The following is a 19,867-nucleotide window of genomic DNA, read 5'->3' as shown; positions in this document are numbered from 1 at the left end:
TGCGCTCTGGCGCACACTGCCGATGCGGGAATGATGAAGGGGATAATTGGGGGGCGTATAATTTCTCTGCATCTTCTTGATGCTTAGCAGTGTATGAAAACTCAAGCTTTTTCAAAACCTGCTGGTTTTGCGATGGCGTGCAGAACAACGCCGCGGAATTCATTTGATCGGTTTTGTTGGCTTGTTCTTGGCAGCCTCAAGTTCCGCGTCAAGCATCTTGTCCGATTCCGCCAGATCACGCTGATGTTTAGCAATCACCTCAAGACCCTTATCCCGTGCTTCTTTGGAATCGACATAGACGATCACCCGCTCATCGGACCGCGAGCAGCCGCCCGCGCACAGTGCGATGGCCATCATGGCGAAAAATTTCATCGTATAGTTCCTTTCTGGCGTGCCCGTGGTCGGGCGTAAATTTTCTGTTTGGTTTGGTCAAAGGGGGCGAGCAGGGTGTCGGTCGCGTGACCTAGCTGGCGACGATCATGCGCCAAAAAGATGGCCGCCTGTTCATCCGCGGCGGGCGCGGTCCAGATTTCCTCGACTTCCTCCATCACCCATCGGCCGCTTTCCACAGGCACCAACATGCTCAATTGCGAGATTTTGCGGTGCACGTCTTGGACGACGTCCTGGCAGAAGTCGATAACGTCCGCCTCGCGCCACAAGAGACAGCTCTCGTGCAGCCATATGCCGTCTTCCTTGACCGCGTGGCAGACGAAGTAGTAAGGGATGCGAAGCCCCATCGTTACCGACCTCCACATCCTGGTGCCAAGTCCATGTAGCGAAGGGATGGTACGCATGGCGTGGTCATCCATTGTTCTTAACATAACAAATTCCTTTAGCGGCAGCGCCGTCCCTTTATGGCCCAAGGGCTCTTTGCCGAGGTGGTTTTTACGTCGCAGCAGATTTCCGAAAAATTACCAATATATTGTGAAGACGAAATAATACCCTAAGACGAAGATCACTCCCAATATATTGGGAGGAAATTTTTGGACGATCCAGCGATCGCGTTCGGTATTGTGTTGCGCCGCCTTCGCAAAGAGGCGGGGCTATCGCAGGAGCAGCTTGCCCTTGAGGCCGGTGTCGAGCGCAACTTCGTCAGTCTGATCGAACGCGGCGTGAACCAGCCGTCCATCCGCGTGATCTTCAAGCTCTGCGCGGCGCTGGGCGTGCGACCTTCGTCGGTCATTGAAGCGGTAGAGCAGCAACTCTAAGGCACTGCGTGACGATGAGGACCATCGCGAGCACGCCAGGCGCACATGGGATTCCATGCATTTGCACGAGAGAGCGGCGCGCAAATAACGCGGCATACGCGATATCAAATGGTTATGATTTGCTGCCAGATGGCTTTAGCGTAGGGTATCCAAACCAGGGCCGCGTGCTATGATGAATATCATATTGTCGTATTCTTTCCAGCTAACAGTATCAGTTCGACGTCGGCGGAGCAGCGATGCAAATTGAACGTAATTCCGGTATGTTGGCCGCCGGCGGCGTACCATCGGGGTCACATTTTTGCCGGTGCTATTATGAGCAAGGTGACCTCACCGACAGGCCATTGTCATGTTTCGAAGCTCGCTTGCACTTCAACGTAGCGTCTGCGTTATGTAGGCCGTGATCGGGTATGCACTGGATACTGTCACGCAGCCCGGTCTTTTCTAGCAATCCCGGCCAGATCATTGCCAAAAGAGGGCCGTTCGAGCTCCCGAAGCTCACGCCAGAGTACTCATACTTCGCGCATCTCATGCGGGATGCGATCGGCCAGATTTCCTCGCTGCCCGACTTTTCGGCCGATTCCCAAATTGCCATCATGTCCGATTTCGGTGGCGAGCATAGCGGCGCACATTTTGCGACCTATTCCTTCCTGGTCATGGCCTACAACAAAGTTGGCCCATTCCGGCACGAGGTAGAGCAGTTGCGTGGCCGACATAAAATTCTCTCTCCGTACAGCGAGTTTGCTTTCAAGGACTTGCAGTACGGACCGAGGTTACGTGCGCTGCCCGATTTTCTCGGCCTGGTCGAATCCAAGATTCATGGCGTGCTCGTGACAGTCGCCATCGACAAGGATGTTCCCAGTGTCTTTGCCCAAACCAAGCAACAGGCGCATGAGTTGATTTCGCTCACATTGGCGAAGGAAGGGTTTGGCCAATGGGATGGGGCCACCGGTGAGCGGGTACTTCGCATCTGCCACACAATCGCAATGCTCTTGGCATTGGTGACGCAAAGCGGTCAGCGAGTCCTGTGGTACTGCGATAGCGACGCTGTCAATGCGCAGGGTAAGAAGCGTAATTTTGAGCATACGCGTCAACTCCTTGTATCAACCTTGAGCTTGTATTGCGATCATCAATTCGACATTGTCGGGGCGGCCGTTGCATTCAAAGAAAAATCCCACCTTGACGACTTGCTGAGCGTCGCCGACTTTGCCGCAGGCACGGTACAGGATATGCTGACCGCGCATAAAACCGGGAACGATGAAATTGCGGGCAAGGATGGGAAGGTGCAACTACTCAAGTGGATGACCCGACAAAGCCGCTTTCTCTCCAAGCTTACAATCGAGATCGGGAGAATGCCCGGCGGGGAGGTGGGCAGTGGGCTCGTGAGGTTCGATCCGGCGTCATCCCTTTAACGAAGCACGCTGGTCGTGCGCCTGGCCGACCTCAAGCGTAACCTTGGAACTTGTGGATGCCCCTGCTGATCTGCTCGTTCGCATAATACGACAGCGCCAGCTTGCCGCTGAGATCGTCGAGCGTGGCCGCGAATCGTTCCAGGCCGGCGTTATCAAGCGGCGCGATTTCCGCGAACGCAGCAAACAATCGCTGCGTTTTCGTACTAGCAGGATTGGCCACGGCGATGTTGAACGCGGCCTCCAGGATCCAATGGTCGCTTAACGAACTCTTTTTGTCGAGGTCATGGTGGCGGTGGTATAGATTGGTCAGCACAACGACGTCCACGTTGGCATAACTGGCGGGAGGTTCGAACGAGTCGGGCGTGAACAACCCCCGGGGGCCTTGCAGATATGAGAGCCACTTCTGCATGTCCATCGGATGGTCGACACAAACGTAGAGCACGTTCAAGTGCTCCGGATCAATGTGGCAACCGAATTTTTCCTGGCTGCTCAACAGAAAATCCTTCAGTTTGCAGTCCATATGTTTGGCTTTGGCGACAGTGACTGGGTCAGGGGCATTGGACATGGCAGCTGCCAGCCTGGCCGTGAACTCTTCAAAATCGTCCAGTCGTCCGAACCCGTTGACTTTCAATCCGGCTCCTGCATCGATCTGGTTTTGATGCCGGTAGTCCGCGCATTTGACTTCAAGGTTGAACTGAATGTTTTTGTACCAAAGGGCGCAGTCGACGTCCTTCGGCGGCACGACCTGAAGCTCGTACTGGTACCTTGACGAAGTATGCAGTGCCTGGTTGGCAAACCATGAACAGATGGTTAGTTCGCATGCGCCTTGGATGTACTGCGCTTGGTCTGCGCCGTTATGTCGTAGCCGTAATTTGTTATCGATGATGTCGTGCTTTTCACCCTCGCTCAAGAATTGAAAGAGCCGAGGTAGCACCATAGTCAGGCCCTGCTTATACGCGCCGTCCGGAACAAACGGGTTCGATACCTTGATGTCGTAATGGCGCACGGCAGGCACGGGGGACGTCGTTGTCATCAAGCATCCTTCAGATGGATGGAGAATTTTAAATATAATGATGTATATCCGCAACGGCCTATACGTGAATATACTTAGCTATACATTGTTAGATAAGCCTATTGTCTCATGGAGATTGCCCCATTGTTTGGCCATGTGCAGACGTTCACCGTTGACTCCGACATCGTTGGAGCATCAGCTCACGCTAACGATCTGGAAGGATATGTTTTCCGGCAATCCGATACGGTCAAACCTGCACTATCTGGGTGGCCGACATCCTTCCGCCACCCCGTGACCTCTTACTTTAAGAACGTGAAACTTGTCGTGGTAATGCGCCACCGCTGACCTGCGCGGTTCGGCGGCATTGATCCTGTTTCGCGCCGCCTGTTCCGGGCGTTTTCTCGTCAGCAGGGTGAAGTCGGCGATCGTCATTGCTGGCTGGCCCGTGGCGGCAATTATCCGGCAGGAGCTGAAGTTGTGTTCGCCCTGCTCGATGAATGGCTCTTGAAGCGCAACGTGAGACGCTTACCTTCTCACTTGGTCACAGATCCCAGGAGCCAATCAAGTTATGAAGCGCTTCGATATGCGCCAGGAGCTCAGGTTCATGGCTGCAGCCAGCCCAGTCCGAAAAGTCTTTGACATACTTGCGCGCGGCGTTGACCTTATTTTTGTTTTCCTTCAGCACCAGCCGACCGTGCTGTTCATCGAAATACTGACTACGGAACCCAGATGGCAGGTAGGACTCCATGGTGTACCCATCTGTGATCCAAAGATGCGACTTGGGAAGATCTCGCGTTCGGAGTTCGCTGATGACGCGACATTTCGCCGAGCCTGTATTGACGCAACGGTTGGTGGCTGGGGCAAAGTCGTTGTCGCGGTCCATGACGATCGCCAAATTGCGGTTGATGCAGACCATGTCGATGAACGCGTCCAGTTCGCTCACGGAGAAATGACTCAGGCTTGCTCCACCGTACATGCAGAAAGCATAGTCTCGGTTCTCCACCGGCGGCGTTAAACCACGCTGACGGCAGTACACGTTCAACCAATGCTTGATGTATAGGCGATCCGATGGCCCTTCAATCCAGATCACACCATTGCTTTGAGAAACGTCACTACCTTTAATTCCCAGATCGTCAAGCACTTGCCAGGCGTCGGTCATCTTCGACAGTACACCCGCCCGAGCTTCAAAGACGCTGGCGCCATCAGGCCAGACGGAGGGTTGTTGGAAAACTGGAGAGTGGGTGGTGATCAGAAGCTGGAGTTCGCGGTCCCGGGCAATGGCCGCCATGGCCATTGCCAGATAGCGCTGAAGCCGCGGATGAAGGTGGGTTTCTGGTTCCTCGATCAGACAGACGGCGCCCGTCGGGCACTTGCGCAGCCAGCCCAGAATGGCGCTGAGCTGACGCCATCCAGAGGGAAGGGCGGCTAGCTGCACGTGGTTAAATTGCTGAACGTCATCCGACAAATAGACAGCAAGGCGCCCGTCGTCCAAGAGAATAAACGGTGACGATTGACTCGATTTTAGCCCTTCGTCCCCCATCTCATCGTCGGAGTCGCCCCATCCAGATTCTGCGGCAACGGGGTCCATCACCTCAAAGTGGGACAAAATTCCGCGTAGATGAGCGCGGGCCGCGTTGAGCTCAGTGACCAGGTCCACTTCGCTGATTACTGCCGCCGAATCAAAGTAGCGCACCTGCGTGCCCACTGCACCAAGCGCTACCGCAATCTCGGCCCTGGTGGCGGAATCGAGCTTAATTTTGCTGATGTTCCTCCGCAGTTCATGGGACTCATCGAGTGCGGTCCGGACATTCAGTTCGAATGCCTGGATATCGACCGGATTCGTTTTCCTTCCCAAATTGGATGCCAGTGGCCTGCCTTCGCGTTTGTAGGGGTGAATGACTACGCGCACGTCATCACCGCGCCCGAACACCAGATGGCAGGCCGTGATGCTGTGTCGGTTCTGATTTTCTCGAGCAAGGGTAGTGACACGTTGGGGATTCCGGAACAGATCAACCAACTCGAGAATTGTAGATTTGCCGGCTCCATTAGCGCCAATGAAGATATTCACGGCACCTAATTCATACCAGGTTCTTTTCTTTGCCCAGTCACCTAAAATGTTTTCCTCGTAGGTTTGGAAAGGATTGAGCCGGCGGATATTGCAAAACGAGAGTTGCTGCAGGTGGTTCTTCATCGATAGAATGGCGCCGTATCAGGTGCGCCCATGGTGGTTAAAAGGGCGGTGTTTATTGCTGGCTGCCCTTGTGGCGTGCCGTACGCCTATGTCGGTAACACCGTCGCCTGTTCGGCAAGCAAGCCCAGGCTGGCCACGTTGGGAAGGCATCGCGCAGCCAGTGCGGCGAGGCTTTCTGCAGAGCGGGGCGCAGCCGGCGATAACGCCCGCTTGTTCCACCTCAACTGAGCTATCGCGACGTCTTCAACGCCGCCACAAACAGCTGATGGGCCGCAGGGTGCTCGGTGCCATTTGGGTCGAACTTTGCTTTGACATAGAAGAGCATTGATTCCCTGAGCTTGAGTACCAGCTCCAAATCGGGCGGCAACTGATACTCGGCGCCAATCGCCTGCCGCTGCTCCGCTTCGAGCCGGGGGTTCGGGGTGACCAGCACATCCGCATAGCTGTGCCAAATCGTGTCGGCCATAGGATCGATGTCCGAGCCGTCGACAGCGCGCGTCGCCAGTATCCGGCCCAGCACGAAGTCCCGGAACTGCTGCCGCGTATGACAGAAAGCCCGTACATGCCATCGCTCGGCATCGGACGCGAACGCGTGCGGGGACAACCACCGCCATTCGGGCACCTGGCCGCTCATCGATTGATATTGGACCTCGATCTTTCGCCGCTCCCGAACGGCCGCCACTATCGCCAGCAGCACTTCCGGAGTGGCGCGGCGCACAGGAAGAGGCCAATGGGCCACCGGCACCCGCGCCGAGGGCATGAGGGCGAATTCGTCCAGCGTCTCGGGGCGAATCAGCGCCGGAGAAAAGACGGTCTGCGGTACGTACCTTCTGAGCGAACGGTCATACGCCATATTCCCCGGAAAGATTTCCATGTACAGACGGAAGTCGTTCGCCGCCTGCACGGCCGTCACCTCGAACGTATCGACCAGGTCTGCTCGTTGAACTTCGCCTTTCCAGAAGAGGCAGCGCTCAATATGCATTAGCCTCTGTCGAACGCTCATCGACAAAGGTGCCGGGCCGCAAGGCGATATCGGGGCACTACGGGGAATGGTCACGCGAGTATCCTGTGATTTCATACAGTATTGACAGATGCTAACACAAACGTTAAGTTTATGTATATGTATAATAAATTTACGGATAAATAGTCTTTACCCTTTTTTGCCCTTGGCGAAACAATAGGAGTTTCCATGATCGTCGACATTCCGGCCCTGGTAAACCGCTTTGCGGTGAATAGATTGATCATGGTCGATTCGTACACCGCAGGCCGAATCACCGAACTCCCCCTGGAGGGAGGGACGGCCATCACAGGGCGTAACGGCAGGGGGAAGACATCGCTGTTAAAGCTCATCCCGGCATTTTACGGCGAACGCCCGGACCGCATTGTTAAACCGGTCAGCAATCAGCAGAACTTTGCGCGATATTATTTACCCAGGTCGACGTCCTACATCGTCTTCGAGTACCAGCGGCACGATGTCATGTGTTGTGCCATCTTGTGTTCGGATGCAACGGGCGACGGCGTGGAGTACCGCTTTGTCGATGGCGCTTACCAGCGTGACTGGTTCGTCCACGAGGATGGCAAGTCGTTGGTCGCCAGTGCGAATTTGCCTGAGCGATTCAAGCTGCGGGGCGTTACCTGCAGCCGCAAAATGCGTCTCGACCAGTACCGCGCCATCATTCAGGGAAAGCGTGTGCACGGAAATGATTTGAAGCAACATCGGCGCGACCTTCTGGCGTACGCCTTTTGTCCCGCCAGTCAGCCGCTTCCGCATATCGAACGTATCGTCTTTGGAATGTTTACGCGCAAGACGAACTTCCCCGATCTGCAGCGCATGATCGTCGCCACTGTTACCGACGCGGTCGGGCAGATCTCCTTGGGAATGGAACGCAAGAAGGTGGAAAGTTGGCCGGACGCTTATCATAGCTATTCGGTCGTGATGGCCCAATCGCAGCGGATGGTCGACGTGGACGACGCCTACCTGACCGCGTTGGCCGCCGAGCAGGAACTGCGCGGGCTCTACGGTCGCTTCCAGGCGCTCGACGACAGTCTGCGGATGCGCCGCACAAGTGAGCAGCTGACGCTTGACCAGTCGCTTGAGGAGCAAGCCAACGCGGATCGGCATTTTACACAGTTGCGCAGCGCCATCGTCGAGCGCATCCACCAAGCAGAATTGTCGATCAACGATGCCCAAGGTAAGCTCAATCGGCTCGCCAAACAAGGCGAACAATTTCAGCAAGAGAGAGTGGCGGACAAGGCGGCGCTCGCTGAACGGGAAGGCGAGATTGTCCAGGCGAGCGCGCGGCTGGAGGCGCGCAAAAATCTCCTGCTGCACGCGCAGTCGAACATCCAGGAGCAGTACGAAAAATTGGCCGGCAACCTCGACCTCGAACACAGCCTGCGAGTTAATGAATTTGAGCGGCTGCGCAGCGGTGCGCGACAGGACCATCACCTCAGAATGGCGCAGGTGGCGCGCGAGTTCGACGAACGAAGGGAGCAGGAGCGGCAATTGGCGATCCCGCAAGAGCAGGCTCTGCAAGAAGAGCTGGTAGCGGCCAACGTGGCACTGGGATTGGCGGCAGCCGAATTGCAACATCCCCAACCCGATGCGAGCCTGGTTGAAGTCGCCGCGCAGCAGGAGGCGAAGGTGGCGCAGGCGCGCGTAACATTGGAGGACTGCACTGCGCAAGAGGCGGCAACCAGTCAAGCACAGGAAAAGGCGCGACGCGCCTTCGACGTCGCGGAAAGCCAGTTGCGCATCCTCGAGGCGGAAGTGACGCAAGCACATGCCAGGCTCAACACGCTGCTCATGCATGCCGCGCCCGACCATGAGAGCGTTCTCTATGCGCTGCGCAGCCAGCATCCTCAATGGACACAGGATATCGCCAAGGTGCTGCGTGAAGATATCTTAGCCCGCACGGACCTTGCGCCTGTGCTTGGTGAACTTACCGATAGCATCTATGGATTGCGCCTCAATCTCGATGTGCTTGACACTCCGCTGATCGCCGACGAGGCCGCGCTGCAGCGCAAGATCGGCGCGACACAGGAAGACATCGAACGGGCCAAGGATCGTGTCGCCCAACAGGAAACAGTCCTGGCACAGCAAGGCGCCGAGCGCAACGCCGCCCAAGAGACGGCCCGTTTACTCGCGGCGGAAGCGGCCAGCGCGAGGGCCGCCCTGGCTTCGGCCGAAAAGCTGTTGAGCGCCACACGCGCGGACGTGCGGCGCAGCCGCGATGCCGCCGCCGAACTGGCGCGACTGGCCAATACCGAGGCCAGCGTCATCGCCGCGCAAGCGAAGGAACGCCTGGCGGCATATCGCCGTGGCGTCGAAAGCGGTATTGCGCAGCTGCTGACCCAACGGAATGCGCGCGGTGCGGAAGCGCTGCGCGCGCTTGACGAGATGATGGGCGACATTGGCGCCAGGGCAGATGAGGCCGAGAAGCGTTATAGCCTCAGCCGCGCCCAGATCGAGGAAGACCGGACCGCCAAACTCAAGGACAACGGTGTTGACACCACCGCCCTGGCCCAACTGGAAGCGCAGATCAAGGTGGAACGAGAGCAGCTCCGCGTGATCGACCAGACACGCAATCGCGTGGCGGCTTGGCGCCTCTGGCTTGCCTCCGAATGGAGCCAGCGCGCCTCACATGAGGAGGCACTTGCTTTTGCCAAGGAGAGCAAGAAAAAGCAAGAACAGGCCAAGTTGACGTGCATGAAGTCGTGGGACGAAGACAAGACGCGCCGTGCGCGGGAGCTGACGGCAAGTCGTCAACGCATCGACGAGCTGGCGACGGAACAGCAGAAGGTGGCGAAACATGTTCAGCTGCTCGCGCCCTACGAAATCCCGGCGCACGCCGTGCCGGCTTTCGACGCCGCCTGGCAATTGCCGGCGCTCATTGGTCAATACGTGTTGCAGATGGGGCAATTGAAATCAAGTGAAGAGCGTCTTGCGCGCGAGATCGACGCCATCAAAAAAGCCTTTACCGCACATCGCCTCTCTCCGTCGGACCAATATTATGACACCCACCGTCAGTCCATCGGACCGGAGCGCGCGACGCAGGCGAGGGAATGGGTGCCCGCCTTCAAGGCGTGGTATTCCAGTGAGCACGTTCACTATCAAAACCTGTTGCGCGTCGACGCCCGCACCATCGCGGAAGCTGTGGGGGACTTTCGCAACAGGATGGATAGTTTTCACCGAAGAGTGCAGCAATTTAACAGGGAATTACAGGACAGCTTGAACGCGAACCAAGGGTTTGAAAGTATCAGCCAGCTGAACGTGGAAATTGTGTCTTCGATTCGCGAACTGGACTATTGGAGCACCATTGAAAAAGTCATTCAAGCGCGCAACGACTGGTCGGGAGGTGAGTTGGTCGATCTGCCGCCGGCGGCGTTCGCCACAACGCTACGCGAACTGCTCGACCACTGGCATTTGAAGGAGGGTATTCAGGCGGAGCTGACCAGTCTCGTTCGCATCCAGGGCGAGGTCGTCGAAAACGGCAACCGGCGTCCGTTCAGGAAGGCGGAAGACCTGGAGACCATTTCCTCGAACGGCCTATCGTATATCGTTATCGTTCTCATTTTCGTGGCCTTCATCAACCGCATCCGCGGCGGCGCGCAGGTCAATGTCGTCTGGGCCCTTGATGAGATCAAGGACCTCGACCTGGGAAATGTGGAATTGTTGATGGACATTTTAAGAAAAAACAACATCACGCTGGTTTCGGCCTGTCCGGACCCTGATCCGGACGTGCTCGCACTGTTCCGCCATCGGCGCTCGATCAAGCTCGATCGGTGCATTTATGACCCGACCCTCTCCGCGTCCGGCGAGCGGCCAGAGAGCGTGATCGCGGAGGTGAGCGATGTTTGAGCAGGCTATGCCGCTGCTGCTGTGCGGCGAATTCATCTGCGAAGTACGACACCCCGAGGCGTATCGTTTCCTTGCCATCGAGTCCAACCAGAAGGACGTCAACGCCTATCTGACGCGGATCGGTCGCACGCTCGTCATGACCGAGCAAAGCGGGGCTTGGTACGCCGCCTACGAACGTGTTGGCCCCGACGAGAAGCGCGCCATCAAAGAGGAGTTCACGCGCATTAAGCAGAAAGTGCGCTTCCTTGTCGATTTCTTCGTCAAAGCGATGCGCGCCAGCGGACTGGAGGTCTTCTACTCCCGAGGCGACAAAATCGAAGCGCACGCCCTCATGGCCGCGATTGACGGCAATCCCGGCCTGCGTGCTGAGTTTCAAGCGCTGGGCAATGTCGGGCGAGGTGGGGCTACCGACGGCAAGTTGCGGGGGAGCTTGGACAGGCATTTGAAGCTGCTGGTGGACGAAGGCTACCTTATCTGTGTGAACGCCGAGCGCGAAATTTTCCAGGTCACAGGAAAGATCGAATACCTCACCGAAATCGTCCAATTCCTGATGACCGCCGAAAACATCGGCGACGATATCGAGGAAGACGAAGCCCCGCTGCCACGTTTGTTTTAGGCCCTTATGCCCGACCATCTAGATCTTGTCGTCACCCACCTGATCGAGCTGTATAAGCATCGACAGCTCATTGCCGCCGCTTATCACCAAGGCGAAGTCGGCCCTAGCGATGATCCGGACGCGGGACGGGGCCTGTTCAGGCTGAACCAGGCGCGTATCCTAGTCCCTTTCAAGGAAGGAACGTACCGTCTGGCCAGTTCGCTGGCCAAGCATTTCGACGAGACGCTCCACGTGGACCGGCTCTATTCCATGGTCGGCGCCGACGTGGCTGACCTCGACCGGCGGCTGCCGGAGATCGCCGATCTGGTCGCCAACGCAGTGTTTGACGGCCGCTCGGACGACGCGGACCGCTACATCGACGAATTCGATCGCGCCGTATTCGCCTTGTCCGATAGCGTGACCGTCGCCTTGCAATTCCTGCGCATCTTGGCCGACAATCGTTTCGCCAATGTTCCCACCTATGCGGAGAAGCGTGCGCAGAACGAATTCTATCTGGAGCGTGTCGAACGCATCAGCCAGGCTCTGGGGGCGATCCAGTCCAGCAACTTGATGCACACGTTAGAAAGCACGCCCGAGGGGGAGCGCATGTGCGAAACGTATCGCTCCCAGATCGTCCAGCATCTGCCGCAGTGGCGCGCGCAATTGCTCGACATCACCGCCATCCTGCGCGATTACCTGTTTCGCACCAGACAGATCGAACTTCTTGCAAAACGCATGCGTGCGTTCGAACTGTTTTTGAAACGTAGTCCGTCCTACGTCCCTCAGGAGATGGAAGTATTCGATGACGCGCCAGCGTGGGCTCGGCGTGCACCTGGCTTTTCCTTGCGGGCGCATCCGTGTGTACAAAATCCGTTGCAGGAACAGATGCTCTACGACGTCGCCCTCTCCATTCCCTGTATCAGGCCGCCCGTCGATCCTCCGCCGCGCTTCGGCTCCCTACTGCCCGAGACACCCGCGTCGGACAACGAAGTGGAGAGTTCAAACACTTGGCAGAACGCTCTCGCGGCACTACTAGGCGAGCTCGGCGACGCCCCGGTTTCCGCGCTCGCATGGAAGGCGCATAAGCACGAATTAGCGCGTCTCGATGACGATATCTGGCTGCTCTGCCTGCTACATGAAGGCTCGCTGAAGCGTCGGCGCAGCGCCGACGTCAGCTTTGATCCGGTCACTTTGGAGACTGACCCGTTGTGCGGAAACATCTACGTGACCGATATATTGCTATCGAGAGTGCGCCGATGACGACAAAACTGCTTACTCAAAGCTTGCTGCGAGTCGTTCAAAGCCCGTCGGAGCGCGTGCTATTCCCCGCAACGAAAACGTTGAACGCTTTCGTGGACGACAGCGGGATCGGTGTGCGGCAGGGCAGTAGCATCCTCTTCATGCCAGCTCACAAGGTGCGCATCTGCGACTGGTTGCGCGCCGACAGCATCGATCCAGCCACCCCGGCCGACGCTTGGTCCGGTGTGAGCCGGCGGGCAGCGCTGGAGCTGGGGCCGGATGAGAAATGGGCGGGACTGGCCGTGCGCGCCAACCGGATCGTGCTCAAGGCGCTCCCGGGACGTCCGCTGCAATGGGGCAGGGAAGCGATCTTGATCCCACCGCGGGCCAATCTCGAATGGGATATCGGCGAGGCAATTGATGGCCTGAGCCACGATGCAGTAATCGTCATCGAAAACTGGGAGGTCTTCGAACACATTGACGAACTGGACCTCGATTTCGGACCCGCCGGCGACAATCCGCTGATTTTATGGCGGGGCGGAGCACACACCTCCATCGGCGCGTCGATGGAATTCCTGAAAGGCTATGGACGCCCGGTCTGGTCGGCGCCCGACTACGATCCGGAGGGCCTGGCGATCGCACTGCGTCTTCCGCACCTGGCAGGGGTACTTGCGCCGGCGGAAAACGTACTACGCGCTATGCTGACGACATCGAGGTTACAGAAGCGTTACTTGGCACAGCTGCAAGGCGCCCAGGCGGTGCTGGAGCAGGCCAGACATCCCGACGTGCGCCGGCTGTGGGCGATCGTGAAATCCTGCCGGAACGCGCTCCCCCAGGAACGCCTTCGCAAGCCGCTTCAAGCAAAAGCGGCGGGGCGATAGCGTGGCGCCGCAAGGAACGCCATGTGACCGTGACCTATCGTAATGCTTGACGGCGGTGATGGACAAAACTCAATCAGTCCTTGAATGTGCGAATCCGTTCGAAAAGCGGGTTCAAAAAAGTTACCCCTTTTTCATTGTACTTGTTACAGATTTTGCGCGCGGTTTCAACCTCGCCATAATCGGCGATGTGTTCGACAATTGCCACTACATCTTCTTGCTCGAAGTCTGGCAGGAATCTGTTGGTAACGGCATCGAAAATTTCACTCACCGCGTGGGCATTATATTCAGACAAACGCCGCAGTTCGGACACCAGGGTGTGGGTATGGAATTTCACATTGGCGTGTAGCGCCGCATTGAGTAGCAATGGTGTAGTGGAATCGTCAAGCACATCTAAAAAGACGGCCAGCGAGTTCAGAGCCGAGAGGAGCTCGGTATGCTCTTGTCCAGACGCGCTGATTGTCTGATCCAGTCTTTTCCAAAAGGCCACAATCTTAGGCGCCGCGACGCCTGTAGGCCCTTGGGTGCGAAGCGTCCAAAAGAACCAACACAGACGCGTCAGTGCGTCCGTATTGAGATCATCGATGACGCGCGCCATCAACCCAGGAGGCCCGCCCGTATTATCAAGCGACTCTAGGTCGTCATGGAGATAGGCCAAGCCCAAGAATTGCATGGCACGCTCCTGGACTTGGTCCTTGAGCGCGTCCTCATAAATCATCCGGTACAGGTGCCCGCCATCGCGCAGCAGCGCGTGCAGCCAAGGATAAAGGTGGTTCTGGTACGAAAATCCCTGCGCCGCGCAGATCCATGCTGCCTTATTTTTCAACGAAAACAACCGGTTGAAATTGGTTAAGACCCAGGTTGCATCAAGAAAGTGCAAGTTGACACAATACAGCCCCCCGAAGGTGGCGAATTCAAGGTTGAGCCCGGCCTCGCTCGCATCGAGGGCCTCCGAATAAATGGGGCGCAGCGCCGCCCAGACCCGGCGCGCATCCTCGCCGGAGCTGTCCCCTCGCGCCATGGCAAGCGCTGCGACGAGGGACGCTTCCAGCGCCTTGCCGTAACGGCTATTGATCATCGTCGACACGGCATCCTTGACATCGGAGGTGTCATGGGGCGTGCTCAGCTTCAGCAAGCCGAGGATCATTGTCAGGCATTCATCCTGCAGCATTGGCGGAACAGGATGGGAGCTCGATTGAAAACCGGCCTTGAGGAGGTCGACGACGTCGGTCAGCACCCACAGCGACGTCGGCTCGAAAACGCTGGCGAAGGACTGGTCGCCTGGAGCGCTCGCCGGATTGATATTCGTGAGCACGGTGGCAATCAACCGCATCGCCGCAGGCCAGTCGAATGGACTCGTTGCCAGGGCGAGGCGATCCTTCAGGCCCGACAACAGGCCGTGCTGATAGGCGGGATGGACATTGGCGAACAGGTCGAATTTTCCAGCAAAACCATCTTCGCTCGCCTTGACAGCCTCCTGCAAATTGCCGGCGGCGCCCCGATACGACGGCCCGTCAAAAGCGCTCCGGTCGGGCGTGAAGGTTGCCATGAAATCCCGCAATTGATCGGCGCTCATGGTGAGGAACTCGTCCGACGTCTTCGGGGTGGCGGAGCCCACCGAGCCGCCGGAGGAGTAGGACTGAAAGTCCACGTGCTCGTGGGCGGCGCCGAATCTTTGCGTCAGGGATTGGTACCATGCGTCGACAGCGCGATCGCCCTGACCGGCAATGGCGCTCAGCAGATCGCGACGGTGGTACTCCTTAAACTCAGCGGTGCGTGGATCCTCCTCGTTCCAGTCGCCTGGCAACGCCTGAACCAGATCGAGAAACCTTTGTTTCAACATCGGCGGGAAATTCGCGTAGTTGTGTTTGACCAGCCAATAGGCCTCATGCCAGAATTCCGGCTTGATCAGCCAGGAGGGCTTGAAGTGCTGCTCCAGCACATCCGCAAGGAGAGGGAAGTGTTTGTCGCCGATATATATTCCGACGCGGACAATGGAGGGAAAATCCGACGTCAGCAGCGACGCGAGCGTCGCCGCGGCAGCTGCCTTATCTTTTCGGATAAAGCCGGTCATGGCATCACGCAGGGCATCGATGTACACGCTTGTCAGATTCTCGCCCGCATAAGCGTCCTGCTGGTGTTCTTCTATCGCCTTGCGGTGAACATAGGTATACCTGTCATCGTCCGGTGTTCCGATGGCCCCCATGAGGCGCCGGATAAACAGCCCCACGGCAGCCTCGCCACACCGCTCTCCCAGCCGCTCGCCATATCCTTCCAGCGCGTCTTTAAGATAGTGCGTCTGGAGCAAGGATTTCTGTTCACCATCCGATTGCTCTACGGTGATTTTTTTGATCAGCGCCAGTGCCTTGTCCGCGTCGCCGGGCGTCGGGCTTTCCAGTAGACGCGGCAGCATGCCAGTGCAAACATTGTGGCCGATGAGATCCGCGTTGAACCTCGTGTTCAACCAAAGCTCGATCATGCTCATATCCGTCAGTTGGATCACATGGAGAGGGAGCAGGGACATGATCGTGGCGCAACTCGCCCAGACGCGCCAGTTGTCAAATTGAACCTCGCTTCCATACGCGGTCAGTCCGCGCAGGATCGCCATGATGCGCTCTGCCTCGTCGGCGTCGACGAGAGGCGCAATGTTTTCCAGATATCGCAACGGCGGCCAGCGCGGCGCGTCATACAGGCGACTACCGTCGGGCTCGTCGGTGATCACCAAAGGGGGCATGGTTGTCGGCGCAAAGAACCCGTTCGTGTCGAGTTCATCCAACCATACTGGATCTTTGATCGAATTTAAAAAGAATGGCGTGAGGCCCGGCTGACCAAGTACCAGCCTGATGGCCGACGTCCGGTTTATCGCTTCCGGCACATCGTTGATGAACAACTGTAGTTGATGCTGGTAATCGAGCAATGACGGCGTTTTGGCTTTGAGCGAAGGTGCCCAGGTTTCCAGCACGTCGACGACCTGGTCATAGCCTTTTTCGTCGATCTCATAATTAATGACACGGATGCCGCACTCGTCCCGAAAATAACTTTCAGTAAATTCATTCTCCTTCACCCGGTGCGACTGAATGGGATTGAGCAGAAAATGTCTGGGTTCGGCGCCGGAATTTTTGCCCGCGGGATCGTTGGAACGAATAATATGCTCCAGTATCTCGAGCTCCGCGACGCCGTAGCCGAGGAACAGGACGGTGCAATGCGTGAACAAGTGATTGAGAAACTTGATGACCCTATCATCGGCGTAGTGCCGCATGTAATGGCGCATCGAGATGATCATGGAGTCCTCGTCCTTGTAACTCCCATGAAGATGGATAACAGCGCCTTTTTCGGTGAGCAGATAGGGGAGAAAATGCTCACTTCGATAGTATTTAGCGTCCAGATAGTCCCTGGGCAGCCCATCGGGAAGAGTGGCGTCATCCAGGCCTCCCATGGTGATCTGGCTCCGGCCGGCCTTGTGCGGCCATTTGTCGTAGTTGGTGGTGACGACAATGGAATTGAGTTCCTTCAGTATTTCGTACAAGCGGGCGCCACGCTCCTTTGGCTCGTCCGGATGCAAGATCGTTTCATAATTGATCTCAACGCGATTTGTCTTTGCCAGATTCATGGCGACCGACAGGGTACGGCGAGCGTCGGGTATGGATTTCAATTGTTCGCCTGCCAGGAAATTCAATATTCCCGAGTTTCTCAGCTCCCCGACCACCCCGTCGGCAAAGCCACGCCAGTCAGGGCTGCCGCATAATTTTGATGCGCCGGCCCCTACAAATATCACCAGGTCATTATTTTCTGCCGCGTTCAGAATCTGCGGGGGAATGGGCGGTATTGTTTGACTCATAAGTAAAACCAAGTGAAAAGAGGGAACGTCGCGCCGGCGTGCGGTGACAGGGCGTGAAACGAAGAAAGCGGCCTTGGATACTGGCGCCATGATGCCCAGCGATTATAGTCGCAGTTGTCCGACTGCTTCACCAATATGTCCTAGCGCCAGGCGCAGGCCGTCGTGCGCCTCGCCGTCACGGCGAGTGTTGGCGCATCGGCCGCCGACATTGCGCGGCCGGCGCAAGGAGACGGACGGTGCGCTCGTCCGGAGTGGCTTCGCGCCATCCGATATGCGCCATTGAAAGGACGAGACCCCAGCGCCCCGTGGTGCGCCGAACGCCTACGCCGGTGGCACCGCCACCTGTTCGGCAAGCAAGCCCGGGCTCGCCACGTTGGTGGCACGGATCAGGTCCAGTGCATCCTGCTCGGTGTAGACCATGGTCGTGGCCAGATCCCGGTGCCCGAGCAGCGCGGCGACATGCCGGACATCCTGGCCGGTCAGCAGCGCCGATTTCGCGAACGTGTGGCGCAGCCAGTGGGGCGAGGCTAGCCGCAGCTGCGCACAGCCGGCGACGTCGCCCGCCTGTTCCAGGGCGTCGGCGGTGCGGGTGAGCCTGCCCTTGACGATGTAGTAAAGGCCGTGGCGCGTCGTCACCGGCAGCCAGGCCTGGAAGAACCGGCGCGACTCCACGTCGCGCACCGCCTTGCCGCCGATCGTGACGGTGCTGCGGTCGGTGCGCGGCGACAGGATCAGCGCTCCCGTCTCCAGCGGCGCGGGCAGGGTGTCCATCCCGAACGCCTCCCGGTAGGCGCCCAACGCCGCCATCACCGCCTTCGTGACCGGCAGCGTCCTTTCCTTGCGGCCCTTGGCCGTTTCCTCGCGCACGACCATGACCCAATACGTCCTGCCGTCTTTCGGATCAGTGAGGCAGTGAAACGCGCCCATGGTGGCCTTGATCAGTTCGCTCGCGCGCAGGCCCAGCTCCCGCAGCGCAATAAAGATGAAGCGGTCGCGCGTGTAGGCCTGGCGGCTGGCGAACGTGACCTTTTCGGCGACCTCCATGGCGTCCAGGACGAGGTCGTACAGGTCTGGCGTGACGGCACGGTGGGCGTTGATCTTGCGGGTGGTGCCGGCGCCGTGCAGTCCCATCGGGTTGATGGCGATGTAGCCCATCTCGCGCCAGACCCGGAACATCGCGTGGATGCAGCGCTGGATGTCGGAGCGGCTGCTGGCTGAGGGCTGCTTGCGGAACGGCGAATATCCCTCGTCGCCGATGCCGGCAAAGGCGCCGCTGCTGTCGTCCCGCGCGCACAGCGCCCAGTCGGGCACCCCGGCCAAAAAGTCGTAGAAGGCCTCGACGTCCTGCACGCTCCAGCGCGACGGCCGCACGCCGTGGACACGCTCGCAGAACCAGCGCAGCTTGGCGATGTGGTAGCGGTAGGTGGCCACCGTCTCGGGCGAATTGCGCCGGCCGCGGCTGGCGATGGCGCGCAGCCAGACCTCGGCGGCCTCCCAGTCGTCGGCGACGGGCCCCAGGCCGTGCGAGACGGCCGGCATCGGGGAGGGGAGTGATGGCGGGGTGTCGATCAGCTCGTTCAACGCGGGTGCTCCTTCGTGAGTTCAGGGGGGATCTCTGCCCCTTTTTGATACGCGAGCCGGCGGAACGATTCCATCAGCCGGGCGTCGGCCTGGCGCCGCGCCTCCAGGGCGGTCGCCCGTTCCTTCCAGGCCCGGCCCTCGCCGCGGGCCTCGTCGATCGCTATCAGGGCGAATTTGCGCAGCTGCGCCATTTCGTCGGTGAGCGCGGCCACGCTGTTTGCCTGGCGGGCGAGGGCCCCGCTGGCCCGGGCAGCTTCCTCGGCGTGCTGCCGGGCGCTCTGCCTGGCCACCGCCAGTTCGCTGGCCAAAGAAGCTGCGGTGGCGCGCAGGTCGGCCAGCTGTTGTTCCGCCTCTTGCAGGCGATTGAGCAGGAATCGCGATTCGGCGCTGTCGGTGCGCTGTGCCTGGCGTGCCCGGTTGAAACCGTGTTCGACCGCTTCGGCGATGCGCGCCTGCAGCGTGTGCAGATCCGGCGCGGGAGCGGGCGGGGCGCTGGGCGCGCTGTTGGTCGGCGCCGGGCTGGGTGGTTGGCCCAGCTCGTGCGCCAGACGGTCCTTTTCGTCCGCGAGCGTCACGGTCGACGGGCGGCGGGCGGGCGCGTAGGCCGCGAGCAGGCGCCGATAGATCGTCGGACTGAAAAACTGGCCGGTGGCTTCGTGCACGGCGAGGATGAACCCGCGCACGAAGGGGCGGTGGGAATTGCCGCCGGACGGACAGGCGAGCTCAAGTTCGGCCACGCGCTGGGTCAACAAGCGCGCCTGCGGATCGGACAGGGAGAAAGGAGGACGGCCCATGGTGGGAATTTGCGTTGGCTATGCAGGTACATTAACAGGGATATTTAATATCGTCAAATTGCAGAGCTTACCTTAGCACGGATTAAGGTAAGTTTTTTTATGAAATAGAACGTCCGCTCGTGGAACAGATCATGGTGTTCTTCTCGCTCCCCAATACCACCAATATTGAATTTTCATCCATTGCAGAAAAATTACTTGAATTCCGTAAAATACTACGTATAGTTGACATTGGAACTTGAAACACTATATATGGGTTTCATT

14 protein-coding genes are annotated in these 19,867 nt (G+C 58.3%); 6 read left to right on the top strand and 8 right to left on the bottom strand.

All coding sequences use genetic code 11. The features are described 5' to 3' along the window. Positions 1 to 159: 159 nt before the first annotated feature. The gene (locus ACUJB0_RS01805; RefSeq protein WP_444843709.1) at positions 160 to 372 is read right to left on the bottom strand and encodes a hypothetical protein; all 213 of its coding nucleotides are present in this window, start codon (positions 370 to 372) and stop codon (positions 160 to 162) included. Further along, entirely contained in the window at positions 369 to 737 is a 369-nt protein-coding gene (locus ACUJB0_RS01800) for a hypothetical protein (RefSeq protein WP_444843708.1), read from the bottom strand. Before ACUJB0_RS01800 ends, ACUJB0_RS01805 begins: the two co-directional genes overlap by 4 nt. 246 nt (positions 738 to 983) lie before the next feature. Between ACUJB0_RS01800 and ACUJB0_RS01795 the strand changes: the two genes are divergently transcribed. Next, entirely contained in the window at positions 984 to 1,208 is a 225-nt protein-coding gene (locus ACUJB0_RS01795) for a helix-turn-helix domain-containing protein (protein ID WP_444843707.1), read from the top strand. 407 nt (positions 1,209 to 1,615) lie between these two features. Next, positions 1,616 to 2,617 (top strand): hypothetical protein, encoded by a 1,002-nt coding sequence (locus ACUJB0_RS01790; protein WP_444843706.1) that lies wholly within the window; start codon positions 1,616 to 1,618, stop codon positions 2,615 to 2,617. 31 nt (positions 2,618 to 2,648) lie between these two features. Here the strand turns inward: ACUJB0_RS01790 and ACUJB0_RS01785 are convergent, their stop codons facing one another. The 3 genes from ACUJB0_RS01785 to ACUJB0_RS01775 all read right to left on the bottom strand — a co-directional run bounded on the left by ACUJB0_RS01785 (position 2,649) and on the right by ACUJB0_RS01775 (position 6,823). After that, positions 2,649 to 3,650, bottom strand: a complete 1,002-nt coding sequence (locus ACUJB0_RS01785) for a hypothetical protein (protein ID WP_444843705.1) — start codon at positions 3,648 to 3,650, stop codon at positions 2,649 to 2,651. Positions 3,651 to 4,170: 520 nt separating this feature from the next. Beyond that, positions 4,171 to 5,820, bottom strand: coding sequence for an ATP-dependent nuclease (locus ACUJB0_RS01780; RefSeq protein WP_444843704.1), 1,650 nt, complete (start codon positions 5,818 to 5,820; stop codon positions 4,171 to 4,173). A 229-nt stretch (positions 5,821 to 6,049) separates the two neighbouring features. Continuing rightward, positions 6,050 to 6,823 (bottom strand): helix-turn-helix transcriptional regulator, encoded by a 774-nt coding sequence (locus ACUJB0_RS01775; RefSeq protein ID WP_506737530.1) that lies wholly within the window; start codon positions 6,821 to 6,823, stop codon positions 6,050 to 6,052. 186 nt (positions 6,824 to 7,009) lie between these two features. Between ACUJB0_RS01775 and ACUJB0_RS01770 the strand changes: the two genes are divergently transcribed. From ACUJB0_RS01770 to ACUJB0_RS01755, 4 genes are read left to right on the top strand one after another with little or no spacing between them, the layout of a single operon-like run. Continuing rightward, entirely contained in the window at positions 7,010 to 10,681 is a 3,672-nt protein-coding gene (locus ACUJB0_RS01770; RefSeq protein WP_444843702.1) for an ATP-binding protein, read from the top strand. Beyond that, positions 10,674 to 11,297 (top strand): condensin complex protein MksE, encoded by a 624-nt coding sequence (locus tag ACUJB0_RS01765; RefSeq protein WP_444843701.1) that lies wholly within the window; start codon positions 10,674 to 10,676, stop codon positions 11,295 to 11,297. The genes ACUJB0_RS01770 and ACUJB0_RS01765 overlap by 8 nt, the downstream gene beginning before the upstream one ends. A gap of 6 nt (positions 11,298 to 11,303) precedes the next feature. Then, positions 11,304 to 12,536: a hypothetical protein gene (locus tag ACUJB0_RS01760; RefSeq protein ID WP_444843700.1), complete on the top strand. Its 1,233-nt coding sequence runs from the start codon at positions 11,304 to 11,306 to the stop codon at positions 12,534 to 12,536. Then, entirely contained in the window at positions 12,533 to 13,396 is an 864-nt protein-coding gene (locus ACUJB0_RS01755; RefSeq protein WP_444843699.1) for a DUF7281 domain-containing protein, read from the top strand. The genes ACUJB0_RS01760 and ACUJB0_RS01755 overlap by 4 nt, the downstream gene beginning before the upstream one ends. 73 nt (positions 13,397 to 13,469) lie before the next feature. Here ACUJB0_RS01755 and ACUJB0_RS01750 read toward each other — a convergent pair whose 3' ends face one another. From ACUJB0_RS01750 to ACUJB0_RS01740, 3 genes are all read right to left on the bottom strand, one after another. Next, positions 13,470 to 17,321 carry an SIR2 family protein gene (locus ACUJB0_RS01750; RefSeq protein ID WP_444843698.1) on the bottom strand — a complete coding sequence of 1,284 codons (3,852 nt, stop codon included), beginning with the start codon at positions 17,319 to 17,321 and terminating at the stop codon, positions 13,470 to 13,472. 231 nt (positions 17,322 to 17,552) lie between these two features. Beyond that, the gene (locus tag ACUJB0_RS01745; RefSeq protein ID WP_444843697.1) at positions 17,553 to 18,812 is read right to left on the bottom strand and encodes a tyrosine-type recombinase/integrase; all 1,260 of its coding nucleotides are present in this window, start codon (positions 18,810 to 18,812) and stop codon (positions 17,553 to 17,555) included. Further along, complete coding sequence (locus ACUJB0_RS01740) at positions 18,809 to 19,606, bottom strand: hypothetical protein (RefSeq protein ID WP_444843696.1); 798 nt, start codon at positions 19,604 to 19,606, stop codon at positions 18,809 to 18,811. Before ACUJB0_RS01740 ends, ACUJB0_RS01745 begins: the two co-directional genes overlap by 4 nt. Positions 19,607 to 19,867 lie beyond the last annotated feature (261 nt).

The sequence above is a fragment of the Duganella caerulea genome, from assembly GCF_040362985.1.
Taxonomy (GTDB): Bacteria; Pseudomonadota; Gammaproteobacteria; order Burkholderiales; family Burkholderiaceae_D; genus Rugamonas; species Rugamonas vulcania.
The sequence above is the reverse complement of the archived record's forward strand: the minus strand, read 5'-3'. Positions and strand labels throughout refer to the sequence as shown.

Bases quoted from the DNA above. Each gene is read 5' to 3' on its own strand.
- ACUJB0_RS01800 (WP_444843708.1), bottom strand. From the start codon at position 737: ATGGGGCTTCGCATCCCTTACTACTTCGTCTGCCACGCGGTCAAGGAA.
- ACUJB0_RS01760 (WP_444843700.1), top strand. From the start codon at position 11,304: ATGCCCGACCATCTAGATCTTGTCGTCACCCACCTGATCGAGCTGTAT.
- ACUJB0_RS01790 (WP_444843706.1), top strand. From the start codon at position 1,616: ATGCACTGGATACTGTCACGCAGCCCGGTCTTTTCTAGCAATCCCGGC.
- ACUJB0_RS01750 (WP_444843698.1), bottom strand. From the start codon at position 17,321: ATGGCGCCAGTATCCAAGGCCGCTTTCTTCGTTTCACGCCCTGTCACC.
- ACUJB0_RS01755 (WP_444843699.1), top strand. From the start codon at position 12,533: ATGACGACAAAACTGCTTACTCAAAGCTTGCTGCGAGTCGTTCAAAGC.
- ACUJB0_RS01765 (WP_444843701.1), top strand. From the start codon at position 10,674: ATGTTTGAGCAGGCTATGCCGCTGCTGCTGTGCGGCGAATTCATCTGC.
- ACUJB0_RS01785 (WP_444843705.1), bottom strand. From the start codon at position 3,650: ATGACAACGACGTCCCCCGTGCCTGCCGTGCGCCATTACGACATCAAG.
- ACUJB0_RS01770 (WP_444843702.1), top strand. From the start codon at position 7,010: ATGATCGTCGACATTCCGGCCCTGGTAAACCGCTTTGCGGTGAATAGA.
- ACUJB0_RS01775 (WP_506737530.1), bottom strand. From the start codon at position 6,823: ATGAGCGTTCGACAGAGGCTAATGCATATTGAGCGCTGCCTCTTCTGG.
- ACUJB0_RS01805 (WP_444843709.1), bottom strand. From the start codon at position 372: ATGAAATTTTTCGCCATGATGGCCATCGCACTGTGCGCGGGCGGCTGC.
- ACUJB0_RS01780 (WP_444843704.1), bottom strand. From the start codon at position 5,820: ATGAAGAACCACCTGCAGCAACTCTCGTTTTGCAATATCCGCCGGCTC.
- ACUJB0_RS01740 (WP_444843696.1), bottom strand. From the start codon at position 19,606: ATGGGCCGTCCTCCTTTCTCCCTGTCCGATCCGCAGGCGCGCTTGTTG.